The organism is Jannaschia seosinensis (assembly GCF_001408515.1).
Taxonomy (GTDB): domain Bacteria; phylum Pseudomonadota; class Alphaproteobacteria; order Rhodobacterales; family Rhodobacteraceae; genus Jannaschia; species Jannaschia seosinensis.
The window spans coordinates 42,527-64,905 of the sequence record NZ_CYPR01000039.1; the positions used below are offsets into that span (position 1 = coordinate 42,527).

Here is a 22,379-nt window from a genome sequence, read left to right on the forward strand (position 1 = left end):
CCCCGTGCGCCTTGGCTTCGTTACGGCAGGAGGACGCTGTCGATGCCGTGGATGACGCCGTTGGACGCCTTCAGGTCGGGGATGACGACGCGCGCGCCCTGGACATTGATGCCGCCCCCGGTGCCGTCGATCGTCAGGGGCGCCCAGCCCATGGTCGGCACCCGGCCGCGCGTGCCGGCGAGCGTCGGGGCCGGGAAATAATCCGGCGCCACGTGACCGGTCAGGATCGCCACGAGCCGGTCGCGATTTTCGGGGCGCAGCAGGTTTGCCAGCATCCCCTCGGGCAGCGCCGCGAAGGCCGCGTCGGTCGGCGCAAACAGGGTGAACGGCCCCGCCCCCTCGAGCGTCGGGGCGAGATCCGCGGCCTCGAGCGCGGCCGTGAAGACGGTGAAGTTGCCCGTGGCGGCGGCGGTCTCGACAAGGTCCTCCTCCCCGAAGGCGGAGGTGCAGGCGGCAAGCGCGGCAACGCTTGCGGCACCGACAGCGAGCTTCAGGAGATGGCGACGGTCCGTTTGGTGCGTCATGCGTCACTCCCTCTGCGCGGCGGCGAATTCGGGGCGCGGCTCAGGCGGCGACCCCGCGCAGTTGCGTTCCGTCTTGTCCGGTTATCCGCGCGGGCACCACGCGGCCTTCGGGCTGATCGGCGTCGAACGTCACCTCGGCGAACTGCGCGGTGCGGCCCATGCGCGGGTTTTCCATCAGCACGGCATGATCGCGGCCAATCTGTGCGGCCAAGTGGCGCGCCACGGCCGCGTCCCCGGCGGCGCGCAACCGGGCGGCGCGTGCGCGGATCGTGCCGCCATCGATGGCGGGCATCCTTGCGGCGGGCGTGCCGGTGCGTGCGGAATAGGGAAAGACGTGCAGCCAGGTGAGGTCGCACTCCTCCACCAGCCGCAGCGAATCGGCGAAGTGATCCTCGGTCTCGGTCGGAAAACCCGCGATGATATCGGCGCCGAAGGTCATGTCGGGCCGCAGGCGACGTGCCTCGTGGCAGAAGGCGATCGCGTCGGCGCGCAGATGGCGCCGCTTCATCCGCTTGAGGATCAGATCGGAGCCGTGCTGGAGCGAGAGGTGGAGATGCGGCATCAGACGCGCCTCCTCCGCGATGCAGCGCATCAGCGCGTCATCCGCCTCGATCGAATCGATGGAGCTGATTCGCAACCGCGCCACCGCCGTCAGCTTCAGCACCCGCGCCACCAGATCGCCCAGACGCGGCGCCCCCGGCAGATCCGCGCCCCACGACGTCAGATCCACGCCGGTCAGTACGATCTCCGCGAATCCGCGATCGACCAGCCGGGCGATCTGCTCCACGACCACGCCCGCGGGAACGGATCGGGAATTGCCGCGCCCGTAGGGAATGATGCAGAACGTGCAGCGGTGATCGCAGCCGTTCTGGACCTGCACATAGGCGCGCGACCGTGTGCCAAACCCGTCGATGAGATGGCCGGCCGTCTCGGTCACGGACATGATGTCGTCGACCTGCACCGGCTCCGTCGCGCCGGTTGCGAGGCCCTGCCATGTGGCGGCGCGCATCTTCTCGGCGTTGCCCACGACATGATCGACCTCGGCCATGGCGGCGAAGGCGTCGGGATCCGTCTGCGCGGCACAGCCCGTCACCACGATCCGCGCGTCGGGATGGTCGCGGCGCAGGCGCCGGATGTCCTGCCGTCCCTTGCGCACCGCCTCGGCGGTGACGGCGCAGGTATTCACGATGACCACGTCGTCCAGCCCCGCCTCGCCCGCGAGGCCGCGCATCGCCTCGGCCTCGTAGGCGTTCAGGCGGCATCCGTGATTCGACAGGATCGGCGCCTTAGCCATGCCAGACCCCGTCGAAGACATGCGCGACGGCGCCCGTCATCCAGACGCCGTCGTCGCGCCAGTCCACGTCGATCCGCCCGCCATCGAGGTCGATGCGCACCGCCTGCCCCGCCAGCCCCCGCCGCGTCGCGGCCACGGCGACCGCGCAGGACGAGGAGCCGGAGGCCAGCGTCACGCCCACGCCCCGCTCCCACACCCGCATCCGCAGGTGATCGGGGCCGACAAGGTGGGCGACCTGCACGTTGGTGCGTTCGGGAAAAAGGGGATCATGCTCATGCGCGCGCCCGAAGGCGGGCAGGTCCACCGTCTCCGCATCCTCCACGAAGAAGGTGCAATGGGGGTTGCCCATTCCCGTCGCCACCGGGTCGCCCTCGATGGGCAGGTGCAGGGTGTCGACCTCCCGCGCCAGCGGCACGTCGCGCCAGTCGAGGAGCGGCGCGCCCATGTTGACCGCCACGAGGCCGCCCGCCCGCGCCTCCGCGCGCAACAGACCGCGTTCGGTCCGCAGGGTCAGCGAATCCGCCCCGCGCCGAGCCATTTCCCACGCGGCGACGCAGCGGGTCGCGTTGCCGCAGGCGCCCGCCATGCTGCCATCGGCGTTCCAGAACAGAAGCTCCAGATCGGCCTCCGCATCGTCGCGGATCACGGCAAGCTGATCGAATCCCACGCCGCGGTGGCGGTCGCCCAGCGCGCGCGCGCGGTCCGCGTCGACCGCCGGGCCGGTGCGGCGTTCATCCACGACGACGAAATCGTTGCCGAGCCCGTGCATCTTCATGAAGGGCAGGCCGGTGGTGGGGACGGGCTGGGTCATGCCGCGGCCATATAGGGAAGGCGCCGCCGCTTCCATAGATATCCGGCGGGTGAAAATGCCGCTCTCTGTCACGCTAAGGCGCATCATGGTCTTGACCCACCGGCGGACGAGCGATAGGTGCCGCCCGGCGTGGGCCGGTAGCTCAGTTGGTTAGAGCAACTGACTTTTAATCAGTAGGTCCTCGGTTCGAATCCGAGCCGGCTCACCACTTTCACCACATCATCGTCGGATTGCGGCATCATGCTTCTGCAGAGCATGTCGCTCGGACCGGCGATCAAGCTGCCGCGTCGCCGCGCTGGTCTGCATGGAAGACCAGTCAGTCCGGGGACTCGGTAGGCTTGCACGAGGCACTGATGCTTCTTGGGGGGGGAGGGATCAGGCCCGCCGCCGGGCAAAGGGGCGGTCAGCCTGTTCGCTCCTCAAGGAAGCTGCGGGTGGTGTCGTAGATGCGGGTCGTGTGCGTCGCGACGGCGATGATGGCGGCCTCGACATCGCGCGCCTCGATCCCCGACAGGATGGCTTGATGGTCGGCGATGCTGATCGCGATGGCGCCGGGCTGGGCGACGATGCGGCGGCGGTGATCGAGCAGGTGGTTGTGCAGCGACAGCGCGATATCCGCCAACACATCGTTTTCCGACGCCCGGTAGAGCAGTCCGTGAAACTCCCGATCCGCCAGCAGGAATCCGACGGCATCGTCGCCGCAGGCCTCCTGCGCGCCGAGCGAACGCCGCATCGCGGAAATCAGGCCGGGCGTGGCGCGGCGGGCCGCTTCGGCCGCGATCCGGCGCTCCACGAGAAGCCGCGTCTCGTGGACGGATGCGAGACTGTAGGGCCCCTCCAGGCGGGGCATCGGCACGGGCGCTTCCATGCGCGACAGGTCGGTGGTCGCCACGACGGTCCGCATGCCCTGCGCCACGCGCAGGATGCCGTGCTCGGCCAGGATGGCGATCGCGCCGCGGATCGTCTCGCGGCTGACAGACAGGGACACCGCCAGCTCCCGCTCGCCGGGCAGGGCATCGCCGACCGACAGGATGCCCGACGAGATCAGCGCGGCGATCTTGCCGGCGATGACCTCGCGCACCGAATGACGCGGCACGTCGCCGAGCAACGCGCTGGCGCTTTGCATGGGCTGTCGTTGCGTTGCGTCCATCCGCACCTCCTGCGCCATGATTAGCAGAGCCCGCTACTTCGCAACAGGCGGGGCAGGAGGCTTGCCCGCTATGTGCACGCCGCTTCCGGGCGTTGACAGGGCCGCGCATTGGCCTAACGTGCGGACCAGTTGCGGAGGGGAGGCCGCAACGGCCGGGGGCCATGGATCGGGCGCAGCGGCGTCGGCTCCGGTTGTACGGCCCGGAAAAGCTGGATCGTTTGGGAGGACGAGATAGACAATCGACATCGAGATATCGGCGGACACGGCCGGCCCCGGCAAGCGCGCGGGTTGCCGCCATCCCAGCCCGTGTCCGGTCCAGCCGATCCGCTGACGGCCGCCCTGCATCTTCGCTTCGGCGGCTTGGCCGCGCCACGCTTTCACATCGCGAAAGGCTGACATGCATCTTCTCGTCACCGGGGCCGCCGGGATGATCGGCCGCAAGCTTCTCGATCGGGTCGCGGAAAGCGGTCTGCCGGGTGGCGTGCCCGTCACCGCGATGACCCTCGCGGATGTGATTGAACCGGACGTGGCGGTCGGGTTCGGCGGGTCCCGCACCTGCGTCACCGCCGATCTGTCGCAGCCGGGGACGGCGGAACGCCTGATCGCGGAACGCCCCGATGTCATCGTCCATCTGGCGGCGGTGGTATCGGGCGAGGCCGAGGCGGATCTGGAAAAGGGCTACCGCGTCAATCTCGACGGGACGCGTGCGCTGTTCGACGCGATCCGGTTGGCGGAAGATTACATGCCGCGGGTTGTCTTCGCGTCGTCGCTGGCCGTCTTCGGGGCCCCCTTTCCGGAGCGTATCGCGGATGACTTCCACCTGACGCCGCTCACCTCCTACGGCGCGCAAAAGGCGATGGGGGAGCTTCTGCTCGACGACTATTCCCGGCGCGGGATGCTCGATGGGGTGGGCCTGCGCTTTCCGACCATCTGCATCCGTCCGGGCAAGCCGAACAAGGCGGCCTCGTCCTTCTTCTCGGGGATCCTGCGCGAGCCGTTGAACGGACAGGACGCGGTGCTGCCGGTGGGCGACGACGTGCGCCACTGGTTCGCCAGCCCGCGCGCCGCCGTGGATTTCATCTTGCATGCGGCTGTGATGGACACCTCCGTTTTGGGCCAACGCCGCAGCTTGACCATGCCGGGCCTGTCGGCCACCGTCGCAGACCAGATCGAGGCGCTACGCGAGGTCGCGGGGGAGGACGCGATCGCACGTATCCGCCGCGAACCCGACCCCGACGTGGCTCGCATCGTCGCCGGCTGGCCGCGCGACTTCGACACGGCCCGCGCCCGCGAGGCCGGATTTCGCGCGGAGACGTCGTTCCGCCAGATCATCGACGTCTATCTGGAGGACGAGATGGGCGGCCGGGAACCGGGAGCCCCGGCCGCATGACCGGCGGACCCGCGACATTGTCGCGCTCCACGCTTCGAAGAAACCAAGGGAGGAGAACACAATGAAACATCTCATGACCGGGCTTGCCGCGGCGGCCACCCTCGCGGCGGGGACGGCGACGGCGCAGCAATCGATCGTGGTCGGCCATTCGCTGTCGCCGCAATCGCATTACGGCATCGGCGCGCAGGCCTTCATCGACACGCTGGAGGAGCTGTCGGGCGGCGAATGGACCGGCGAGCAGGCGCCCGCAGGCCAGCTCGGCGGCGAGCGTGACATGATCGAGGGGCTTCAGATCGGCTCGCTCGACGTGGTCGTCACCTCGACCGGTCCTCTGGGCAACTTCGTGCCCGAGGTCTACGTCCTCGACCTGCCGTTCCTGTTTCGCGATTACGACCACGCGCGCGGCGTGCTCGACGGCGAGATCGGTCAGGAACTGCTCGATAGGATCGGGGAGAACGAACTGGTCGGACTGGCCTGGACGGAGAACGGGTTCCGCCACGTGACCAATTCGCAGCGTGCCGTGACGACGCCCGAGGATCTCGAGGGCCTCAAGCTGCGGACGATGGAGAACCGCGTTCACATGGAGGCGTTCAGCGATCTCGGCGCGGCGCCCACGCCGATGGCCTTTCCCGAACTCTTCACCGCCCTGCAGCAGGGCGTCGTGGACGGGCAGGAAAATCCGATCACCGTCATCTCCGCGTCGAAATTCTGGGAGGTGCAGGATCACGTCTCGCTGACCGGACATGTCTATTCCCCGGCGGTGGTGCTGGCCTCGCCGATCCTGTTCGACGGGTTGAGCGAGGAGGAAAAGGGCTGGTTCCAGGAGGCCGCCGATGCCAGCGCCGCCGCCACGCGCGCGGAGGTCAACCGGCTGGAGGCGGAGGGCGTGGCCCTGCTGCGCGAGAACGGGATGGAGGTCATCACCGATATCGACAAGGCGCCCTTCGCCGAAAAGGCCGAAGCGTCCTACGCGATCTATACCGACGAATACGGCACCGACATGGTCGACCGGATCAAGGCATTCGAGTGATCGCACGCTGACAGGATGACCGGCCGGCGCGCCCCCCCGCGCCGGCCGGTTCGAACACCACGACGGCGGCACCCGATATGACGCGCATATTCCTGCGGCTCGAGAACATCACCACCGGCATCGCCCTGCGCGCCGCCATCGCCTTTCTGGCGATCGCCGCGGGTCTGGCCCTGTATCAGGTCGTGACGCGTTTCGTGTTCGACGCGCCCTCCACCTGGTCTGAGGTCATCACCCGGTCGGCGATGGTGTGGTCGGTGTTTCTGGGCGTGGCCGCCGCGTTCCGCCACGGGGCCATGATCTCGGTCGACGTCATCATGAACAACCTGCCGCGCCGGCTGGGGCTGGGGTTTTTTCTGGTGGCGCACGGAGCCTCGCTCGTCTTCTTCGCGATCCTCGCATGGCAGGGATGGTTGATGACGGGCCGCGTGATGTCTCAGAACCTCGCCGCGCTCGAGATCTCGATCGCCTGGGTCTATGCCGCTTTACCCACGGGATCCGCCTTCATCATGATCTCCATCGTCGCCGCGATGATCCGCGGCGCCAGAGGCGACTGGCCCGCGACGGCCGGGGCGGACGCATGAACGCAGCGCTCGGCCTGTCACTGGCCATCCTGTTCCTGCTCGGCGTGCCGATCGCCGTCGCGATCGGCCTAGCCTCGGTCATCGGCATCGAGGCGCAGGGACGCCTGCCGCTGCTTCTGGTGGCGCAGCGGATGTTTACCGGCATCGACAGCTTTCCGCTCATGGCGATCCCGCTCTTCATCCTCGCCGGCAACCTGATGTCGGCGGGCGGCATCTCGCAGCGGCTGGTGGCGCTGGCGAAATCCATCGTCGGCGGCGTCCAAGGCGGGCTGGCCTGCACCTGCGTCCTGACCTGCATGCTCTTCGCCTCGGTGTCGGGCTCCAGCGTGGCGACCACCTTCGCCATCGGCGCGATCCTCATCCCGGCCATGGTCACGCATGGCTATCCCCGGCCGCTCGCCGCCTCGATCCAGGCGTCGTCGGCCGAACTGGGCGTCCTGATCCCGCCGTCGATCCCGCTCATCCTCTACGGCGTCTCGACCGATACGTCGGTCGGCAAGCTCTTCATCGCCGGGCTCGGGCCGGGGCTTCTGATCGCGGCGTCGCTGATGGCGCTGGTGCTCATCCTCTGCCGGATACGCGGGATCGGGCGCGAGGACGGCGCGGGGCGCGAAGGCCTTGGGCGCGCGTTCGCCGCCGCCCTGCCCGCGCTCTTGGTGCCGGTCGTCATCCTTGGCGGGATCTATTCCGGCATCTTCACGCCAACCGAGGCCAGCGCCGTGGCCGTCGCGGCGGCCCTCGTCGTGGGAATGGCCTTTTACCGGGAGCTTCGCGTCCGCGACCTGCCGGCGATCCTGACGCAGACGGTGATCTCGACCTCGGCCATCATGATCATCATTTCGGCGGCGGCGCTGTTTTCGTTCCTGATCACCCGGTCCGGCCTGCCCAACGACATCGCCTCGTGGTTTCAGGGCGTCTTCGAAAGCAGGATTGCCTTTCTTCTGGTCGTGAACCTGATGCTGCTGATCGTGGGCATGTTCATCGAGACATCGGCGGCGATCCTCGTGCTCGCGCCGATCCTGACGCCGATCGCCGTCGGCTACGGGGTCGATCCGGTGCATTTCGGCCTGATCGTCGTGGTCAACCTGGCGCTTGGCATGATCACGCCGCCGCTGGGCGTGAACCTCTTCGCCGCCTGTCAGGTCGCCAACCTGCCGGTCGAGAAGATCATCCCGCAGCTTCTGTGGTTCGTCCTGACGGTCTTCGCCGCGCTGATGGTCATCACCTATGTTCCCGCCGTCTCGCTCTGGCCGGTGCAACTCATCACGGGAGGCTGACGCATGATCGTTCATTTCGCCGGATTGGGGTCGATGGGGCTGGGCATGGCGCTGTCGCTCCTGCGGGCCGGGCACGAGGTGCACGGCACCGACCTTTCCGACGACCGCATGGCCCGGCTGACCGAGGCGGGCGGTCGGGCGCTGACGGCGGAATCCGGTCCGGCCGATGCGCTGATCTGCGTCGTCCTGAACGCCGAGCAGACGCGTGGCGTTTTGTTCGGGCCCGACGGGTTGGCCGCGCGCCTGCGGCCCGGCGGCGCGATCGTGTCCTGCGCAACCGTCGCCCCCGCCTTCGCGATCGAGATGGAGGCGGCGGCGGCGCGATCCGGCCTGCTCTATCTCGACGCGCCGATCTCGGGCGGGGCGGCAAAGGCGGCCGAGGGACGGCTGTCGGTCATGGCGTCCGGCAGACGCGCGGCGTTCCGCGCGGCCGCGCCCCTGCTCGACGCGATGGCCGAGACGGTTCACGATCTGGGTGACCACGCCGGACCGGGTTCGGCGATGAAGGCGGTGAACCAGCTTCTGGCGGGCACCCATATCGCCGCCATGGCCGAGGCGCTGGCCTTCGCCACGTCGCAAGGTCTGGAGCTCGGCCGCACATTCGAAGTGATCTCGGCTTCGGCCGGCACGTCCTGGATGTTCGAGAACCGCGCTCCGCATGTGATCGAGGGCGACTACGCCCCGCGCTCCAGTGTCGATATCTGGCCCAAGGATCTCGGCATCGTCGGGGCGATTGCGGCGGAAGCGGGGCTGCCCCTGCCGGTGGCCGCGGCCGCGCTGGCGCAGTTTCGGGATGCCTCGGCCGCGGGGCTGGGTGCAGAAGACGATGCCGCCCTGACCAAGCATGTCGCGGCGAAGGGCGGCGTGATCCTGCCCGGAGAGGCCTGATGCTTCTGGGCTGTATCGGCGACGATTTCACCGGCTCGTCCGACCTTGGCAACACACTGACGCGGCGGGGCATGCGGTGCGTGCAATATGTGGGCGTACCGGAGGGACCGGCCACCGCGGATGTGGAGGCGGGCATCGTCGCGCTCAAATCCCGCTCCGTGCCGGTGGCCGAAGCCGTGCGCCAGTCGCTCGCCGCGCTCGACTGGCTGCGGGCGCAGGGGTGCCGGCAATTCCTGTTCAAATATTGCTCCACCTTCGACTCGACGCCCGAAGGCAATATCGGGCCCGTGGCAGAGGCCTTGGCGAATGCCCTCGGCGCGCGCCGCGTGCTCGTCTGTCCGGCATTTCCGGCCACGGGACGCTCCGTCTATCAGGGGCACCTGTTCGTCGGCGACCGCCTCCTGAGCGAGAGCGGGATGGAGGCCCATCCCCTCACGCCGATGACCGATCCCGACCTGCGCCGGTGGCTGTCGCGGCAAGTCGGCGGAACGGTCGGCCACGTTCCCTTCGCCGACGTCGCCGCAGGCGCCGATGCCGTTCGCGCCCGAATGCGGACCGAGGATGCGGCGGGCCATCGCCTGCTGGTGGCCGATGCCATCCGCGATGCGGATCTGGAGGTGCTGGGCCGGGCGACCGCCGGGCTGCCGCTGGTGACCGGCGGCTCGGGCATCGCTCTGGGCCTGCCGGGGGTGTTTCGCGATGCGGGTCTGTTGGCGGACACGGCCGGGGCGTGGTCCGGCCAGAGCGGGCCGGCGGCGATCCTGTCGGGATCGTGCTCCCGGGCCACGCGGGCGCAGGTGGCCCGCCATGCCGAGACCGATCCCGCGCGCGAGGTTCACGCCGACGACGTGATGGCGGGCCGGATCTCTCCGGCGGAGCTGGCGGAATGGGCGCGGACGCAGGAAGGCGTGCCGCTCATCTACACCTCCGCCGATCCCGATGCCGTGCGCGCGGCGCAGGATCGCCATGGCCGTGCGGCGGTGGCCGGCGCGATCGAAGCCCTTTTCGCCGAGACGGCCCGCGCGCTGGTGGCGGCCGGGGTGACGCGCCTCGTGACGGCGGGGGGCGAGACGTCGGGCGCGGTGGTCGAGGGGCTCTCCCTCGACCGGCTCGAAATCGGCCCCGAGATCGACCCCGGCGTGCCCATGATGCGCGCCGGCGCGGATCTGGTCCTGGCGCTCAAATCCGGCAATTTCGGCAGCCCCGACTTCTTCGCCAAGGCCGTGCGCATGATGGAGGCCGCATGAACGACACGAAGCTGCGCGAGGACATCTGCCACTGGGCCGCGTCGATTTTCGAGCGGGGCCTGACGGGTGGCGCGTCCGGCAACATCTCGGCACGGACCGAAGACGGGGGCCTGTTGGTGACGCCCACGGGCGTGAGCATGGGGCGGCTGGATCCCGCGCGCCTGTCGCAATTCGACGCCGATGGCCGGCACATCTCGGGCGACGCGCCGACCAAGGAGATGCCGCTCCACGCCGCGTTCTACGAGACGCGGGCGTCGGCCGGTGCGGTGGTGCATCTGCATTCGACGCATTCGGTCGCCCTGTCGATGCTGCCGGAGACGGATCCGGACAACGCGCTGCCCCCGCTGACCGCCTATTCGGTGATGCGTGTGGGCAAGGTGGCGCTCTTGCCGTTCTTCGTGCCGGGCGATCCCGCGACCGCCGATGCCGTGCGCGGGCTGGCCGGGCGCCGGGCGGCCGTCCTGCTGGCCAATCACGGCCCCGTCGTCGCCTCTAGGGATCTCGAGGCGGCCGTCTTCGCGATGGAGGAGCTGGAGGAGACGGCAAAGCTGGCGCTTCTGTTGCGGGGCAGCGGCGCGCGACCTCTGGACACGGCGCAGATCGACGCCGTCATCCGCAGATACGATCTGGAGTGGGATTGATGCGTTACGCCGCGAATCTCGGCTTTCTCTTCACCGACCTCGCCTTGCCCGATGCGGTGCGCGCCGCGGCGCAAGCGGGCTTCGACGCCGTCGAGTGTCACTTTCCCTACGAGACGCCCGTGGCCGACCTGCGCGCGGCTCTTGATGAGACCGGCCTGCGGATGCTTGCTCTCAACACCTGGCCCGGCGACCGGGACGCGGGGGAGTTCGGCCTCTGCGCCCTGCCCGGCCGGCAGGACGACGCGCGCCGGGAAATCGCGCGGGCGGTGGATTATGCCGCCGCCGCAGGCATGGACGCCGTCCACGTGATGGCGGGCCGCACCGATGGCGGGGAGGCGGCCGATGCCTGCTTCTGCGCCAATCTGCGGTTCGCCTGCGACCTCGCCGCCGCGCGGAATCTTCGCATCCTGATCGAGCCGATCAACACGCGCGACGTGCCGGGCTATCACCTGTCGGGGACGGATCATGCCGAACGCGTCCTCGATGCGGTGCAGCACGACGCGCTCGGGCTCATGTTCGACTGCTACCACATGCAGATCATGCAGGGCGATCTGGCGCGCACGCTCCGGCGCCTGATGCCGAGGATCGGCCATGTCCAGATCGCCGCGGTTCCCGATCGCGGGGAGCCCGACGCGGGAGAGGTGAATTATTCGTGGCTGATGCGGGAACTGGCAGAAATGGGCTATGGCGGGCATGTCGGCGCCGAATACAGACCCCGCGCCGGGGCGGGAAGCACCGCCGCGGGGCTGAGTTGGCTTTCGGCCTTCCGCGACGGCTGAACGCCGGGAGCGCGGAGGACGAAGCCGCCGCGGGCTTCGTCCGCAACAGAGCAGGGCCTGGTCAGGAACAGGTCTTCGCGCCCACCAGACCGGCCAGACCGCTGGCGCGCGTGCATTCGGGCGCGGCCGGCGCCTCCGGCAACAGACGCCCGCGCGGACCGATGGCCGGCATCTTCGCCGCGCCTTGGTCGTAGCTCTGCCACAACTCCCCGCGCAGGCCCGTCGCACGCAGCAGGCCGCGCTTCTTGGCCTCGTAGTAGAAGCCCCGTGCGTACCACATCATTGCCGCTTTCTCGTCCCCATCGGAGACCATCCACGCCCCGCGCAGATACCGGGCGGAGTATTTGAGGGCGGTATCGGCATCCAGAAGCTGCGCCGGATCGCCCCGCATCCCCATATTGCGCGCCGTGGCGGGCAGGATCTGCATCATCCCCCAATAGGGGCCGTTGCGCGCGCCGGGGCGGTAGTCGCTCTCGCGCTGGATGACGCGGTGCAGAAGGCTTCGCGGGATGGCGTAGTGATCCGCCCACTTGTTCACCAGCTTGCGGACCTCCGGCGTCTCGCCGGGATAGAGGGTATGGGTCGCGGTGGCGGCGCGGCTCACCTGCGGTTCGGGAGGCGCGGCGCAGGCGGCAAGAAGGAGCAGGAGCGGCAGGAGCAGTCGGATCATTCGTGATCTCCGTCGTCGTTTCACGATCCGGTAGCGTATTGCAAATCCGTTTCACAGACGGCCCGTCGGGCATAGGCGACTTACCGCGCTTGCGTCCGGGTCGCGGCTGCGCCACCTCAAGGGGATGAAAATGCTGCTTTACCGGATGCAGGGGCTGGCGCTGCGGGCGCTGCTGCTCCTCGTCTCGATCCTGCCCCTGCCCGCGCGCCGCCGCGTACTGGGTGCGGTGACGGAATGGACCGTGCGCCTGTCCCCGCTGCGGCGGCGCGCGCAGGAGAACCTCGCGCGCGTCTGGCCCGACATGCCGCCGCAACGGCGTCGCACGCTGATGCATGACGCCGCGCGCAATATCGGGCGGACGCTCACGGGGATCTGGTTCAACGCCGAGTTCGCCAAGGAGGTGCGCGACCTCGACCCCGAGGGACCCGGCCTCGACGCGCTGCGTGCGGCGCGGGCTGCCGGGAAGGGTGCGATCATCGTGTCGGGCCATTTCGGGCAGTGGGAGGCGATCCGCCACATCCTCAAGCGCGAGGGGATGGAGACGGGCGCGATCTATCGCCCCAACAACAATCCGTACTATGAGCCGATCTTTCGCGCCGGAATCGAACAGGGCGGCGCCCCGATCATCCCCAAGGGCCGCGCGGGCAATCGCGACATGCTGCGGCATCTGCGGTCCGGCGGGTTCATGGCGCTGCTGCCGGATCAGCACGTCCGGCAGGGCGTGTGGCTCGACTTTCTCGGCCATCCCGCGCGCACCTCGCTCGCCGCCGCGGAACTCGCGCTGCGCTACGGCGCGCCGCTCGTTCCGGCCTTCGCACCCGAAGAGGCGGACGGCCGGCTGCGGGTGGTGATCGAGGCGCCGATCCCGCCTTCGGATCCGGAGACGATGATGCGCGACTTCAATGAGCGCCTCGGGTCGTGGGTGACGCGATATCCGTCGCAATGGCACTGGCTCCACCGGCGCTGGAAGATCAAACGGGACAAGGTGGCCAAGGCCACATGAGGAGGCCCCGATGTTTCTGAGTATTTTCGACATCTTCAAGCCGGGTATCGGACCGTCCTCGTCGCATACGATGGGCCCCATGGTCGCCGCCGGGCGCTTTCTGTCGGCCCTGCGCGGTGGGGCGGAGCCGGAACCGGGCGCCGGCCCACCGACCCATGTGACCGCGACGCTGCATGGCTCGCTGGCCTGGACGGGCGCGGGGCATGCCACGGATCGGGCCGTCATGCTGGGCCTGTTGGGGTTCGAGGCGGCGAATGTCGATATGGACCGGGCCGAGGCCGCGCTCGCCGCCTTGCGCGAAAGCCGGACGTTGACGCCCGAGGACCTGCCGGCAATGCGCTTCGATCCGGATGCGGATGTCGTCTTCGACTGGGGCCCGCCCCTGCCCGGCCATGCGAACGGCCTCGTCTTCCGCGCCTTCGATGCGAACGACAAGCTGCATATGGAGGAGACGTATTACTCCGTCGGCGGCGGCTTCGTGGCCACCGCGCGCGAATTGTCGGAGCCGCCCGATCTCGGCTCTGCCAAGTCCGAAGCGGGTTTCCCCTACCCGTTCGGCACAGCCGCCGCGATGCTGGAAATGGGCGCGGCCTCAGGCCTGAGCATCGCGCGGATGAAATGGGCGAACGAGGCCGCCTCGACGCCCGAGGCGGAGCTTGGCGCACGGATCGACGCCATCTGGGAGGCGATGGACGACTGCATCGATCGCGGCCTCGCCCAAGGGGGAATCCTGCCCGGCGGTCTGTCCGTCCGGCGGCGCGCCAAGGATATTTACGAGAAACTGCGCGCCGAGGCGGGTCTGAACCTCGCGCAGCCGCATGTCTGGGGCGATTGGCTGTCGGTCTATGCCATGGCCGTGAACGAGGAGAATGCCGCCGGCGGCCGGGTCGTGACGTCGCCGACGAACGGCGCGGCGGGCGTGGTGCCGGCGACGATCCGTTACTACCGCGACCACTGCGTGGGTGCGACGCCGGAAGGGATCCGCACGTTCCTGCTGACGGCGGCGGCGATCGGCGGATTGGTGAAGCACAACGCCTCGATCTCGGGCGCGGAGGTCGGGTGCCAGGGCGAGGTCGGATCGGCCTCGGCCATGGCGGCCGCCGGGCTTTGCGCCGCGCTTGGCGGCAGCAACGCGCAGATCGAGAATGCCGCCGAGATCGCGCTGGAGCATCATCTCGGCATGACCTGCGATCCGGCGGCGGGACTGGTCCAGGTGCCCTGCATCGAACGCAACGGGCTGGGCGCGATCAAGGCGGTCTCGGCGGCGTCACTGGCGCTCCGGGGTGACGGGACGCATTTCATGCCGCTCGACAACTGCATCGAGGCGATGCGGCAGACCGGGCAGGACATGTCCGACAAGTACAAGGAGACGAGCCGGGGCGGGCTGGCGGTGAACCTGCCGGAATGCTGAGGCGGTTTTTGGGAGCGTTTGAGCAGAGGCGGTGGCGGTCCCGCTGAAGCGTCGGCGCCGTCCACATTCCAGAGCTGCGTCAGGCCAACAGGGCCACGCTTGCAGGCGGCAGGGAATTTGTAGGCTCAGGCGGATCCAGGCCGACGTGATTGCGCGTCGGGATCGTGCCACTATGCCTGTTGCGGCACGCTTTCTGGGGGACGTTCTCAGGGTAGTTTCCGGCTCCATCGGCTTCGGCAACTTGCCGGCGGTGCCTTTTCCTGCGACCGGCAATGGCCAAGCTTTCCGTTCAAGCTGCCAAACGCGCCCGTGGAGAAACTTGCAAGCCGTGCGAGAGGTTTGTCCTGGTATTTACACCAGACGCAACTTGCGGCTGGGTAAAAAGGTTAAGAAACTGCCTGGCGACGCACGCCGCGCGCATCGCCAGCTTCCCGATCCGACCGCAGGAACTTGCATACCGGTCGAAAATCGGCTTGGACCGGATAGTATCGCCATGTATCTCGATCATTTCGGCCTCAGGGAATTTCCCTTCCGTATTACACCCGATTCGGCCTTCCTGTTCTGGACGGCCGATCATCACCGCGCGTTCGATCTGTTGACGCGGGTGGCGGACGGCGAAGAAGCCGGGGCCGTGACCCTCGGGGAGCCGGGAACCGGGAAGACCACGCTTCTGCGACACTTCGTGGCGACCCGGTCCGGGGACGTCCATGTCGGCATGATCTCCAACTATTCCAGCGGGCTGGGTGGGCTGGCGCATTGGGTTCACCGGGCCTTTGGTCTGCATCCGGAGGGCGCGGACAAGAGCTTGCATGCGGAGCTTGAGGCCTTCCTCGCCACACGGCATCGCGAAGGCGTTCGTTGCCTGCTGATCGTGGACGAGGCGCAGAACGTCTCCGACGGGGATATCGCGGCGCTGGTCAAGCTTTCGCAGAGGCCGGATGCATCGCTGCGGCTGGTCCTTTCCGGGCAGCCACAATTGGCCCGCAACCCCTATGCGACGCGGATCCTCGAAGAAAGCGGAGGTTCGGCCTTTGTGCAGATCGGGCCGATGTCGCCGGAAGACGTGGCGGGATATGTCCGTCACCGCATGGCGACGGCGGGATGCCCGGATCCGATTTTCGACGACGATGCGATGGCGGATATCGCGCGGCTTTCGGGGGGTGTTCCGGGCCTCGTCAACATCCTGTGCGAATTGTTGCTCGTCCTGGCCTTCGAAGCCGGCGCACGCAAAATCGATGCGGCGCTCGTGACGCATGCGCTGCAGGAGGCCCGGCAGACGGGCATGCTCGATCACCTGCTCGCGCCTCCTGCAAGGACCGTTTCAAAGCCCGCGACAAAGCCGGTGCGCGAGCCGTCACCTGCCGGTGCGACGCCCGCAGATGCGGCAGCCGATCAGGCTCCGCCTCCGGCACAAGATTTCGACCTTCGGGATGAGGCGGAGGTAGAGGTGCGGGCTATGCCCGGATCGGCGACCCTGCAGGATGCCGCGCCCGATCGCGGCGCACCGCCCATCGAGGCGGGCGAGCCGCGCAAGCGGAAGGTCGGTCTTGTGTATGTTGCCGCCGGAACCGCGGCCGCCGCTGTGTTGGTAGCTGTATTCTCAATGGGGCTCGTTACGTCGCCGGAAACCGTCGTGGGGCTTCAGCCGGGTACGAATACTGGGGCGGAGGCACCCGCCGCCCTTGTGGCAACGCCGGTTGCAATCGGCGGCGCACTTCCCCCGCCGGCCTCCGTGAGGGGGAGCGAAGCCACCCTGCTCCACGATCAGGCGTTGGCGGTTGGTGCGGAGGATGCCCGCATCGCGGCAATCGGCTTCGCGCGCGCGGCTCTGCGAGGGAATGCACGCGCCGCATATTATCTGGGCCAGCATTTCGAGGTCGGCGACGGTGTGCCGCGCAATGCCGCACTCGCTGCTGCATGGTATGCGTCGGCAGCGCAGACGCAAAGAAGTGCGCGTCGCGCGCTGCAGAACCTGACGGAGACGCCCGCTACGGCCGGGGGTGTTTCCGCCGCACCGCCTCGCCCGCTGATGGGCATCGCAGGGCCGGACGAAGGCGCGGAATTCGTTTGGGCGGCGCCGGACAACGCCGCGATGCGCTATCTGGTCGAACTGGCCGAGGCCCCCGATGCGTCACCGCAGCAATTCGGACCCTTCGATCTCTCGGCGGCGTTGATCGATCCGGTGATGCCGGCCCGCATCTGGCGCGTCGTCTCGCTCACCCCGGACGGCGCCCGGAGCGGCGTGTCGGGCTGGCACCCGATTGCAACGGAAGAAGCAGCGGCGGCTCCTGCGACCGCCGAGGTGCAACAGCCCTGACTACAGAAGGCCGCGCCGCCTCCAGCTTCACGCTCGGGTCAGCAGCCGACGGCGGAGCAGATTTCCCGGCGATAGACGCGGTTCACCGAGCTTTCGGCCGCCGCGGGAGCGGCCGCGCCACCTTCGCAACGCAACTCGTAGCTCGGGCTCAGTCCGGTATTGACGCAATTTCCTACGTCCCAACCCGGCGGCAGGTCGGTCAGATCGACCTGTTGCCATTTCGGATGCCCGTTTTCCTGCAGATCGCGGAATCGCGTGCTGATCACATGGGCGACGTCCGAGACGGCCTGACAGCTTTCGGCGTGATACGCGTTGCGCCGGGGATTGTATTCGTAGGTCATCAGGACGGCTTTCACCGCGACGACGTCGACGGGATCGGATTGAAACGGATAGGTGCCCGCCGGAATGGATGTCTCCTGGTAAACCGCCTGCAACGTCGGGTCGGTGACCGGAAGCAGGTGGAACCGTTCCGCGTCAATCTGCGGCGACTCGAAAATCGAGGTCGGCGCACCGGCGACGTAGAAGAAGGCGTCGATCTCGTCGGCCAGCAGCTGATCCAGGGAATCGTCGGCGCTGAGCATCACCCGCTCGCTCGGCTCCACTTCCGCGAGATCGAGGACGAGCGACGCGGTCAGGAAGGTACCGCTGTCCTCCACCCCGATCGACACGCGCTGCCCCGTCAGATCCTGCAGCGTCTCGATGTCGCGGCGCGCCAGCACATGCACCTCTTCGTTATAGAGCGGAAAAGCGATCCGCACGCCGGCGACGGCGCGTGCAAGCTCCTCATCCTCGGCCGCGAAGGTGTTGAGGTATTCCAGAACATCCGACTGCACGATGGCGAACTGGGTGTGGGGACGCGCCCGAACGCCGAGGAAGTTTTCCAGCGATCCGGCGCTTTCGCGGACCTTGAGCGTGACGTCGCATTTCTCCGCGGCGTCTGAGATGTCGCGTCCGAACTGGATGTAGGTCCCGGTCGGCCCGCCGGTCAGGATGTTGCGTTCGAACCCCTGTGCGGCCAGAGGCCCGGTCAGCCCGACCATACCCAACGCGGCCATGCAGGCTCCGGTCAGAGCAGCTCCAAATCCCTTCATCTCGCGCTTCCTTCTCCTGGCGGTGACGCTCAACACGTCCCGAGCATCCTGACCAGCGCGACAAGCGTCTGGCGATTTATCGTCCCGAAGGTGTCGCGCAGCGCATTGGTCGGGCAGGCGCCGTCATTCAACAATTCGGTCAACTCACGCATTTCGGTCGAGTTGCGAGGTGGCAAACCGGGGGCGGAGGCAAGCGCCGCCGAAACCATACCGGGATTGCGCGCGGCGGACGCTTGGGCCGGTTCCGGCTCCGGCTCCGGCTCCGGTACAGCGGCGATCTCCGCTTCCGCCTCGGCGATCTGCGTGTCCAGATCCGACAGCTCGGCCGCACGCGCGGCGCGATCCTGCTCCAACCGCTCCACCTCTGCCCCGAGCTCCGAGCGGCGGTCTTCCAAGTCCGACAGGTCGGCCTGCGCTGCGACGACCTGGTTCGTCAGCGCCTCCGTCTCTTCCGCAAGTTCCGCCATCGCGTCGCGGCGATCGGCTTCCTGCGCGCCGGCTTCGGCGAGGGACTCGACGGCCTCGGCCAGTTCCGCCTGCAACTCGGCCAGCGCGGATTGCCGCTCCGAGCGCAGAGTTTCAACGTTCTCCTCCAGCTCCAGGCGTTCCGCGCGCAATGTGGCGACCTGCTGGTCCAATTCGGCCCGCGCCTCCTGTACGCCGTTCAAGCGGTCGGTTTCCTGCTCGATCTCTGTGCGCAGGGCCCCGAGCGCATCCCGCGACTCCGCCAGCTCCGCGATGACACGCGCCGCCTCGGCTTCGGCGGCCGCGCCCTCGGCGATCGTCGCGCGCAGATTTTCGACTTCGGAAGCAAGGGCCGCGCGCTCCGCCTCGGCCTCGGCCCGTGCAGCATCGATGGTTTCCAGCGCCTGCTGCGCCTCGGCCAGCGCGCTCTGCGCCGCGTCACGGCGGGCAGCGAGGTCCTCGACCTCCGCCTGCACCGCCTCGCTCTGCGTCTCCGCCTCGCTCAGACGGGCCGTAACCCGGTCGAGTTCCTGCTCACGGGCCAGAAGTTCCTCATCGCGCAGGTCGATCTGGCGCAGTAGTTCGGCCTCTTCGCTCCGCAGGTCTTCCAACGTGGTGCGCGCCGGCTCCAGTTCCGCCAGAATGCTGTCGAGCGCCTCCTGCCGGGCGGCGGATTCCGCCGCGAAACCCTCGCGCGTCGCCTCGGCGGCCGCGACTTCTGCCTGTATCTCGCCCATACGCGCCTCGGCCGCTTCTCGGGTCGCCTCGGCGCTTTCCAACGCGGCGCGGCTTGCCGTCAGATCATCGGCCAGCGCCGCCCGTTCGGCCTCCTGCGCCGCCAGGATCCGGTCGCGCTCCGCACGGGCGCCCGCCACCTCTGCGCGCAAGGTCGCGGCTTCGTCCTGAAGCGCCTGGCGCGCCTGCTGCGCTTCGGCGACATCTGCCGCCAAGGCATCGCGCTCTGCCTGAAGCTCGGCCAGTTCCGCCTGCGTCTCGCCGAGCGCCTCGTCGTCCGGCATCGCGGCGCTGGTGGCCGCGATTTCCGCCTCCAGTTGCGCCTGCTGGTCCTGCAGATCGGCCAAACGAGCCGTGGCCGCCGTCTCGGCCTGCTGCAACTCCGCAATCTGTGCCTGCAGGGCGCCGGTCTCCTGGTTGGCCTGTTCCAGCGCGCCCGCCTCGGCATCGCGCGCCGCCGTCAAATCGGCGAGCTCGTCCTCCAACAGCGCGATTTCTTCTTCCAGCATCGCGATCACGCGCCGGAAGGAGGCCGCCTGTTCCGAGGGAGACGCCTCTCCCGCGCTGTCCACGTCGTCGTTCTGGGCAAGAGTGGCTGTCGGCACGGCGAAAGTCGCAAGCGACAGGCAGAACAGGGCGGGAATTAGGCGCTGCGGCATCGGCCCTCTAAGAACTGAAACAGATTACTCTAGGTAATTGCTAGTCAACTTTGGGGAGCCGGTGCAACCCGTTTTCGGTAGCGGCCATCGTTGCGTACGGGGCCGCACGGAATACGGCAGGAGAAAGTGGGCGCATCACGTGTCTTGACCACAGCGCCTGTGACCTGACTCACCTCGCCTGGCCCCGGGCGATTGCGCACAACCAGTCGCCTAGGCGGTCGATATGCGCGGCTATGCCCGGCGCGGCCGCATCGTGTCGCCGGGCAGGAAGCTTGGCGCAAATTCCACGTGGCGGTCGTCGCCTTCGAATACATGCATGCCGGCGACGATACGGGCGGCGACCTGTCCTGTCTCGCGCCGTCGGCTGTCGACGGTGGCCAGCTTGCGCGGCAGCCCGTCGAGCAGCGAGAACGACCCGAACCCGGCCAGCCCAAGCCCGTCACCCACGTCAAACCCCTGCTCCAGCGCGTACAGCAATCCGCCCGCCCCGGTCAGGTCGTTGGTGTAGAACAGGAAATCCGTCGCGGGCCGACGTTCCAGAACAGCCGCGGTCATCTCCCGGCCCTTCGCGAAACCCGACCAGCCCGCATAGGTGATGTGCTCGGGCGGCGGCGTCCCCGCCTCGTGCAGCGCCCGCTCGAGCCCCTCGATCCGCTTGCGTGCACGGTGATCGCCTTCCATGCTCGTCCCGAGAACGGCGACCTGCCGATAGCCGCGGGCCACGATTTCGGTGCCGACCTCATAGCCCCCGCGCCAGTGACTGATGCCGACGGCGGCGTCCACGGGCTGCCCGTCCACATCCATGACCTCGACCACCGGAACGCCGCAACCGGCCAACATCGCACGGCTCGCCTCCGTATGCTCCAGCCCCGCAATGATGACGCCGGAGGGCCGCCAGGACAGCATCTCGAACAGCGTCCGCTCCTCTTTTTCGGGATCGTAATTCGTGGTGCCGACGACGGGCTGCAACGGCGTATCCGCCAGAACCTCGTCCACGCCGGCCAGCATTTCGGGAAAGACGAGGTTCGACAGGCTCGGCACGATCACCGCCACCAGGTTCACACGGTTGGAGGCGAGTGCACCGGCGATCTTGTTGGGAACGTAGCCCAGCCGCTTGGCCGCCGCCACGACGCGCGCGCGGGTCTTTTCGCTGACATCGCCGCGGTTGCGCAGAACGCGGCTGACGGTCATCTCGCTCACGCCCGATGCCTCGGAGACATCGCGCAGCGTCAGGTGCTGTCGTGGGCCATTACGACGGTTCAAGCTGTTCTCCCGTAAGCTCCGCGGTAATAGCCCGCGCCGGTCGCGGTGGACAAGCGGGCGCGGACGGCGCTATGCCATCCACATACGGTCCCGTGGCTCAACTGGATAGAGCAGCCCCCTCCTAAGGGGCAGGTTGCAGGTTCGAATCCTGCCGGGATCACCACGCATCATAATGTGTCCTTTCATTTCTGCGTGTTAGCGGGATTGTTGGCGAACCTTTCGGGAAGGTTCACCACGTTTCGTTCGCCGTTCGGTCTCGCAATCAGCTTCTCGAAGGCTGAATCGGCCATGCCCTCGCGCTGCGCCTCGGCGGTGTATCTCTGCACCTCGGAGAGGGTCTTGTGTCCGGTGACAGCGCCGATCTCGTGAGCCGTCGCCCCGGCTTCTGCCAGACGCCGCGCACATGCCTTCCGCAGGCCGTGAGCCGTGCAGGACGATAGGCCCGCAGCGTCGCACCATTCGCGGACAAGGTTGCCCAGACCGTCAGAGGATCGCCCCTCGCCTCGCGCCGTGGCGAGCCAAGGCCGATCATCGGGAAGGCCCGCCAGCACCTCGCGCAAGTCGTCGTGCATCGGAATGCTGACCAGGACGCCGCCGCTCTTGCGGGTCTTCTGGCGCCGGTATTCGATCCGTCCGGCTTTCATGCTCCACGGCCCCAGCTTCACCGCGTCGGCTCGCGCTGCGCCGGTGTAGAGCATCAGCGGGCACTGTCAGGTTGATGGCGTCATGGAAGGCCGGTAGCTCGCTTGGATGCTGAACCTCGACGATCTCTCCCGCCTCAAGGGGTACCGCTTTCCGCGCACCGTCATCGGATACGCCGTCTGGGCGTACCACCGTTTCGCCCTGAGCCTGCGAGATGTCGAAGACCTTCTGGCCGAGCGGGGCGTCGCCGTTTCCTATGAGACGATACGGGTGTGGGTTGCGAAGTTCGGGACACAGTTCGCCGCGAAGATCCGACGCGATCGGCCCTGGCCAGCCGACAAGTGGCATCTCGACGAGGTCGTACTCAAGATCAACGGCACGAAGCATTGGTTGTGGCGGGCAATCGACGCGAAAGGCGACGTCTTGGACATCCTCGTGCAGTCATGCCGCGACACCGCGGCCGCGAAGCAGTTCATGCGCAAGCTCTTCAAGTGATGGGGCCTGCCGCGGG

20 protein-coding genes, 2 tRNA genes and 1 pseudogene are annotated in these 22,379 nt (G+C 68.2%); 14 read left to right on the forward strand and 9 right to left on the reverse strand.

The window, feature by feature from the left end; translation table 11 throughout:
- Positions 1 to 20 precede the first annotated feature (20 nt).
- Genes JSE7799_RS03250 through dapF form a run of 3 tightly spaced genes read right to left on the reverse strand, consistent with a single transcriptional unit; the run spans position 21 to position 2,629 of the window.
- A complete protein-coding gene (locus tag JSE7799_RS03250) occupies positions 21 to 524 on the reverse strand; it encodes a fasciclin domain-containing protein (protein ID WP_055662322.1) in 504 nt (167 codons plus the stop codon).
- 40 nt (positions 525 to 564) lie between these two features.
- Positions 565 to 1,818 (reverse strand): tRNA (N(6)-L-threonylcarbamoyladenosine(37)-C(2))-methylthiotransferase MtaB, encoded by a 1,254-nt coding sequence (gene mtaB, locus JSE7799_RS03255; RefSeq protein ID WP_055662323.1) that lies wholly within the window; start codon positions 1,816 to 1,818, stop codon positions 565 to 567.
- Complete coding sequence (dapF, locus tag JSE7799_RS03260) at positions 1,811 to 2,629, reverse strand: diaminopimelate epimerase (protein ID WP_055662345.1); 819 nt, start codon at positions 2,627 to 2,629, stop codon at positions 1,811 to 1,813. The genes mtaB and dapF overlap by 8 nt, the downstream gene beginning before the upstream one ends.
- A 131-nt stretch (positions 2,630 to 2,760) precedes the next feature.
- Here dapF and JSE7799_RS03265 point away from each other — a divergent pair.
- Positions 2,761 to 2,837 (forward strand) — tRNA-Lys (locus tag JSE7799_RS03265).
- A gap of 195 nt (positions 2,838 to 3,032) precedes the next feature.
- Here the strand turns inward: JSE7799_RS03265 and JSE7799_RS03270 are convergent.
- Positions 3,033 to 3,779 carry a FadR/GntR family transcriptional regulator gene (locus JSE7799_RS03270; RefSeq protein ID WP_055662324.1) on the reverse strand — a complete coding sequence of 249 codons (747 nt, stop codon included), beginning with the start codon at positions 3,777 to 3,779 and terminating at the stop codon, positions 3,033 to 3,035.
- 397 nt (positions 3,780 to 4,176) lie between these two features.
- On the opposite strand from JSE7799_RS03270, the gene denD reads away from it, so the two are divergent.
- The 8 genes from denD (at position 4,177) to JSE7799_RS03310 (ending at position 11,612) form a co-directional block, all read left to right on the forward strand.
- The gene (gene denD / locus JSE7799_RS03275) at positions 4,177 to 5,169 is read left to right on the forward strand and encodes a D-erythronate dehydrogenase (RefSeq protein ID WP_055662325.1); all 993 of its coding nucleotides are present in this window, start codon (positions 4,177 to 4,179) and stop codon (positions 5,167 to 5,169) included.
- Between the two features lie 61 nt (positions 5,170 to 5,230).
- A complete protein-coding gene (locus JSE7799_RS03280) occupies positions 5,231 to 6,199 on the forward strand; it encodes a TRAP transporter substrate-binding protein (RefSeq protein WP_055662326.1) in 969 nt (322 codons plus the stop codon).
- A gap of 77 nt (positions 6,200 to 6,276) precedes the next feature.
- Positions 6,277 to 6,780 carry a TRAP transporter small permease gene (locus JSE7799_RS03285; protein WP_055662327.1) on the forward strand — a complete coding sequence of 168 codons (504 nt, stop codon included), beginning with the start codon at positions 6,277 to 6,279 and terminating at the stop codon, positions 6,778 to 6,780.
- Positions 6,777 to 8,057, forward strand: coding sequence for a TRAP transporter large permease (locus tag JSE7799_RS03290; RefSeq protein WP_055662328.1), 1,281 nt, complete (start codon positions 6,777 to 6,779; stop codon positions 8,055 to 8,057). Before JSE7799_RS03285 ends, JSE7799_RS03290 begins: the two co-directional genes overlap by 4 nt.
- A 3-nt stretch (positions 8,058 to 8,060) precedes the next feature.
- Complete coding sequence (ltnD, locus tag JSE7799_RS03295) at positions 8,061 to 8,945, forward strand: L-threonate dehydrogenase (RefSeq protein WP_055662329.1); 885 nt, start codon at positions 8,061 to 8,063, stop codon at positions 8,943 to 8,945.
- Positions 8,945 to 10,192, forward strand: a complete 1,248-nt coding sequence (gene otnK / locus JSE7799_RS03300; RefSeq protein WP_055662330.1) for a 3-oxo-tetronate kinase — start codon at positions 8,945 to 8,947, stop codon at positions 10,190 to 10,192. The genes ltnD and otnK overlap by 1 nt, the downstream gene beginning before the upstream one ends.
- Complete coding sequence (gene otnC / locus JSE7799_RS03305) at positions 10,189 to 10,833, forward strand: 3-oxo-tetronate 4-phosphate decarboxylase (protein WP_055662331.1); 645 nt, start codon at positions 10,189 to 10,191, stop codon at positions 10,831 to 10,833. The genes otnK and otnC overlap by 4 nt, the downstream gene beginning before the upstream one ends.
- Positions 10,833 to 11,612, forward strand: coding sequence for a hydroxypyruvate isomerase family protein (locus JSE7799_RS03310; RefSeq protein ID WP_055662332.1), 780 nt, complete (start codon positions 10,833 to 10,835; stop codon positions 11,610 to 11,612). Before otnC ends, JSE7799_RS03310 begins: the two co-directional genes overlap by 1 nt.
- 61 nt (positions 11,613 to 11,673) lie before the next feature.
- On the opposite strand, the gene JSE7799_RS03315 is transcribed toward JSE7799_RS03310, so the two are convergent.
- Positions 11,674 to 12,282 (reverse strand): lytic transglycosylase domain-containing protein, encoded by a 609-nt coding sequence (locus JSE7799_RS03315; RefSeq protein WP_083480210.1) that lies wholly within the window; start codon positions 12,280 to 12,282, stop codon positions 11,674 to 11,676.
- A 124-nt stretch (positions 12,283 to 12,406) separates the two neighbouring features.
- On the opposite strand from JSE7799_RS03315, the gene JSE7799_RS03320 reads away from it, so the two are divergent.
- The 3 genes from JSE7799_RS03320 to JSE7799_RS03330 all read left to right on the forward strand — a co-directional run bounded on the left by JSE7799_RS03320 (position 12,407) and on the right by JSE7799_RS03330 (position 17,013).
- Positions 12,407 to 13,285, forward strand: a complete 879-nt coding sequence (locus tag JSE7799_RS03320; protein ID WP_083480212.1) for a lysophospholipid acyltransferase family protein — start codon at positions 12,407 to 12,409, stop codon at positions 13,283 to 13,285.
- Between the two features lie 10 nt (positions 13,286 to 13,295).
- Positions 13,296 to 14,696, forward strand: a complete 1,401-nt coding sequence (locus JSE7799_RS03325; RefSeq protein ID WP_055662334.1) for an L-serine ammonia-lyase — start codon at positions 13,296 to 13,298, stop codon at positions 14,694 to 14,696.
- A gap of 493 nt (positions 14,697 to 15,189) precedes the next feature.
- Positions 15,190 to 17,013, forward strand: coding sequence for an ExeA family protein (locus tag JSE7799_RS03330; RefSeq protein WP_055662335.1), 1,824 nt, complete (start codon positions 15,190 to 15,192; stop codon positions 17,011 to 17,013).
- Positions 17,014 to 17,051: 38 nt separating this feature from the next.
- Here JSE7799_RS03330 and JSE7799_RS03335 read toward each other — a convergent pair whose 3' ends face one another.
- From JSE7799_RS03335 to JSE7799_RS03345, 3 genes are all read right to left on the reverse strand, one after another.
- Entirely contained in the window at positions 17,052 to 18,104 is a 1,053-nt protein-coding gene (locus JSE7799_RS03335) for a TAXI family TRAP transporter solute-binding subunit (RefSeq protein ID WP_245624791.1), read from the reverse strand.
- 29 nt (positions 18,105 to 18,133) lie between these two features.
- On the reverse strand, positions 18,134 to 19,963 hold the full coding sequence (locus tag JSE7799_RS03340) for a coiled-coil domain-containing protein (RefSeq protein WP_055662337.1): 1,830 nt from the start codon (positions 19,961 to 19,963) through the stop codon (positions 18,134 to 18,136).
- Between the two features lie 231 nt (positions 19,964 to 20,194).
- Positions 20,195 to 21,226: a LacI family DNA-binding transcriptional regulator gene (locus JSE7799_RS03345; protein ID WP_055662338.1), complete on the reverse strand. Its 1,032-nt coding sequence runs from the start codon at positions 21,224 to 21,226 to the stop codon at positions 20,195 to 20,197.
- An 86-nt stretch (positions 21,227 to 21,312) separates the two neighbouring features.
- On the opposite strand from JSE7799_RS03345, the gene JSE7799_RS03350 reads away from it, so the two are divergent.
- A tRNA-Arg gene (locus JSE7799_RS03350) sits at positions 21,313 to 21,389 on the forward strand.
- A gap of 19 nt (positions 21,390 to 21,408) precedes the next feature.
- On the opposite strand, the gene JSE7799_RS03355 is transcribed toward JSE7799_RS03350, so the two are convergent.
- Complete coding sequence (locus JSE7799_RS03355) at positions 21,409 to 21,924, reverse strand: tyrosine-type recombinase/integrase (RefSeq protein WP_055662339.1); 516 nt, start codon at positions 21,922 to 21,924, stop codon at positions 21,409 to 21,411.
- Between the two features lie 52 nt (positions 21,925 to 21,976).
- Here JSE7799_RS03355 and JSE7799_RS03360 point away from each other — a divergent pair.
- Positions 21,977 to 22,360, forward strand: a pseudogene (locus JSE7799_RS03360) (IS6 family transposase); the annotation flags it as partial.
- Positions 22,361 to 22,379: the final 19 nt, after the last annotated feature.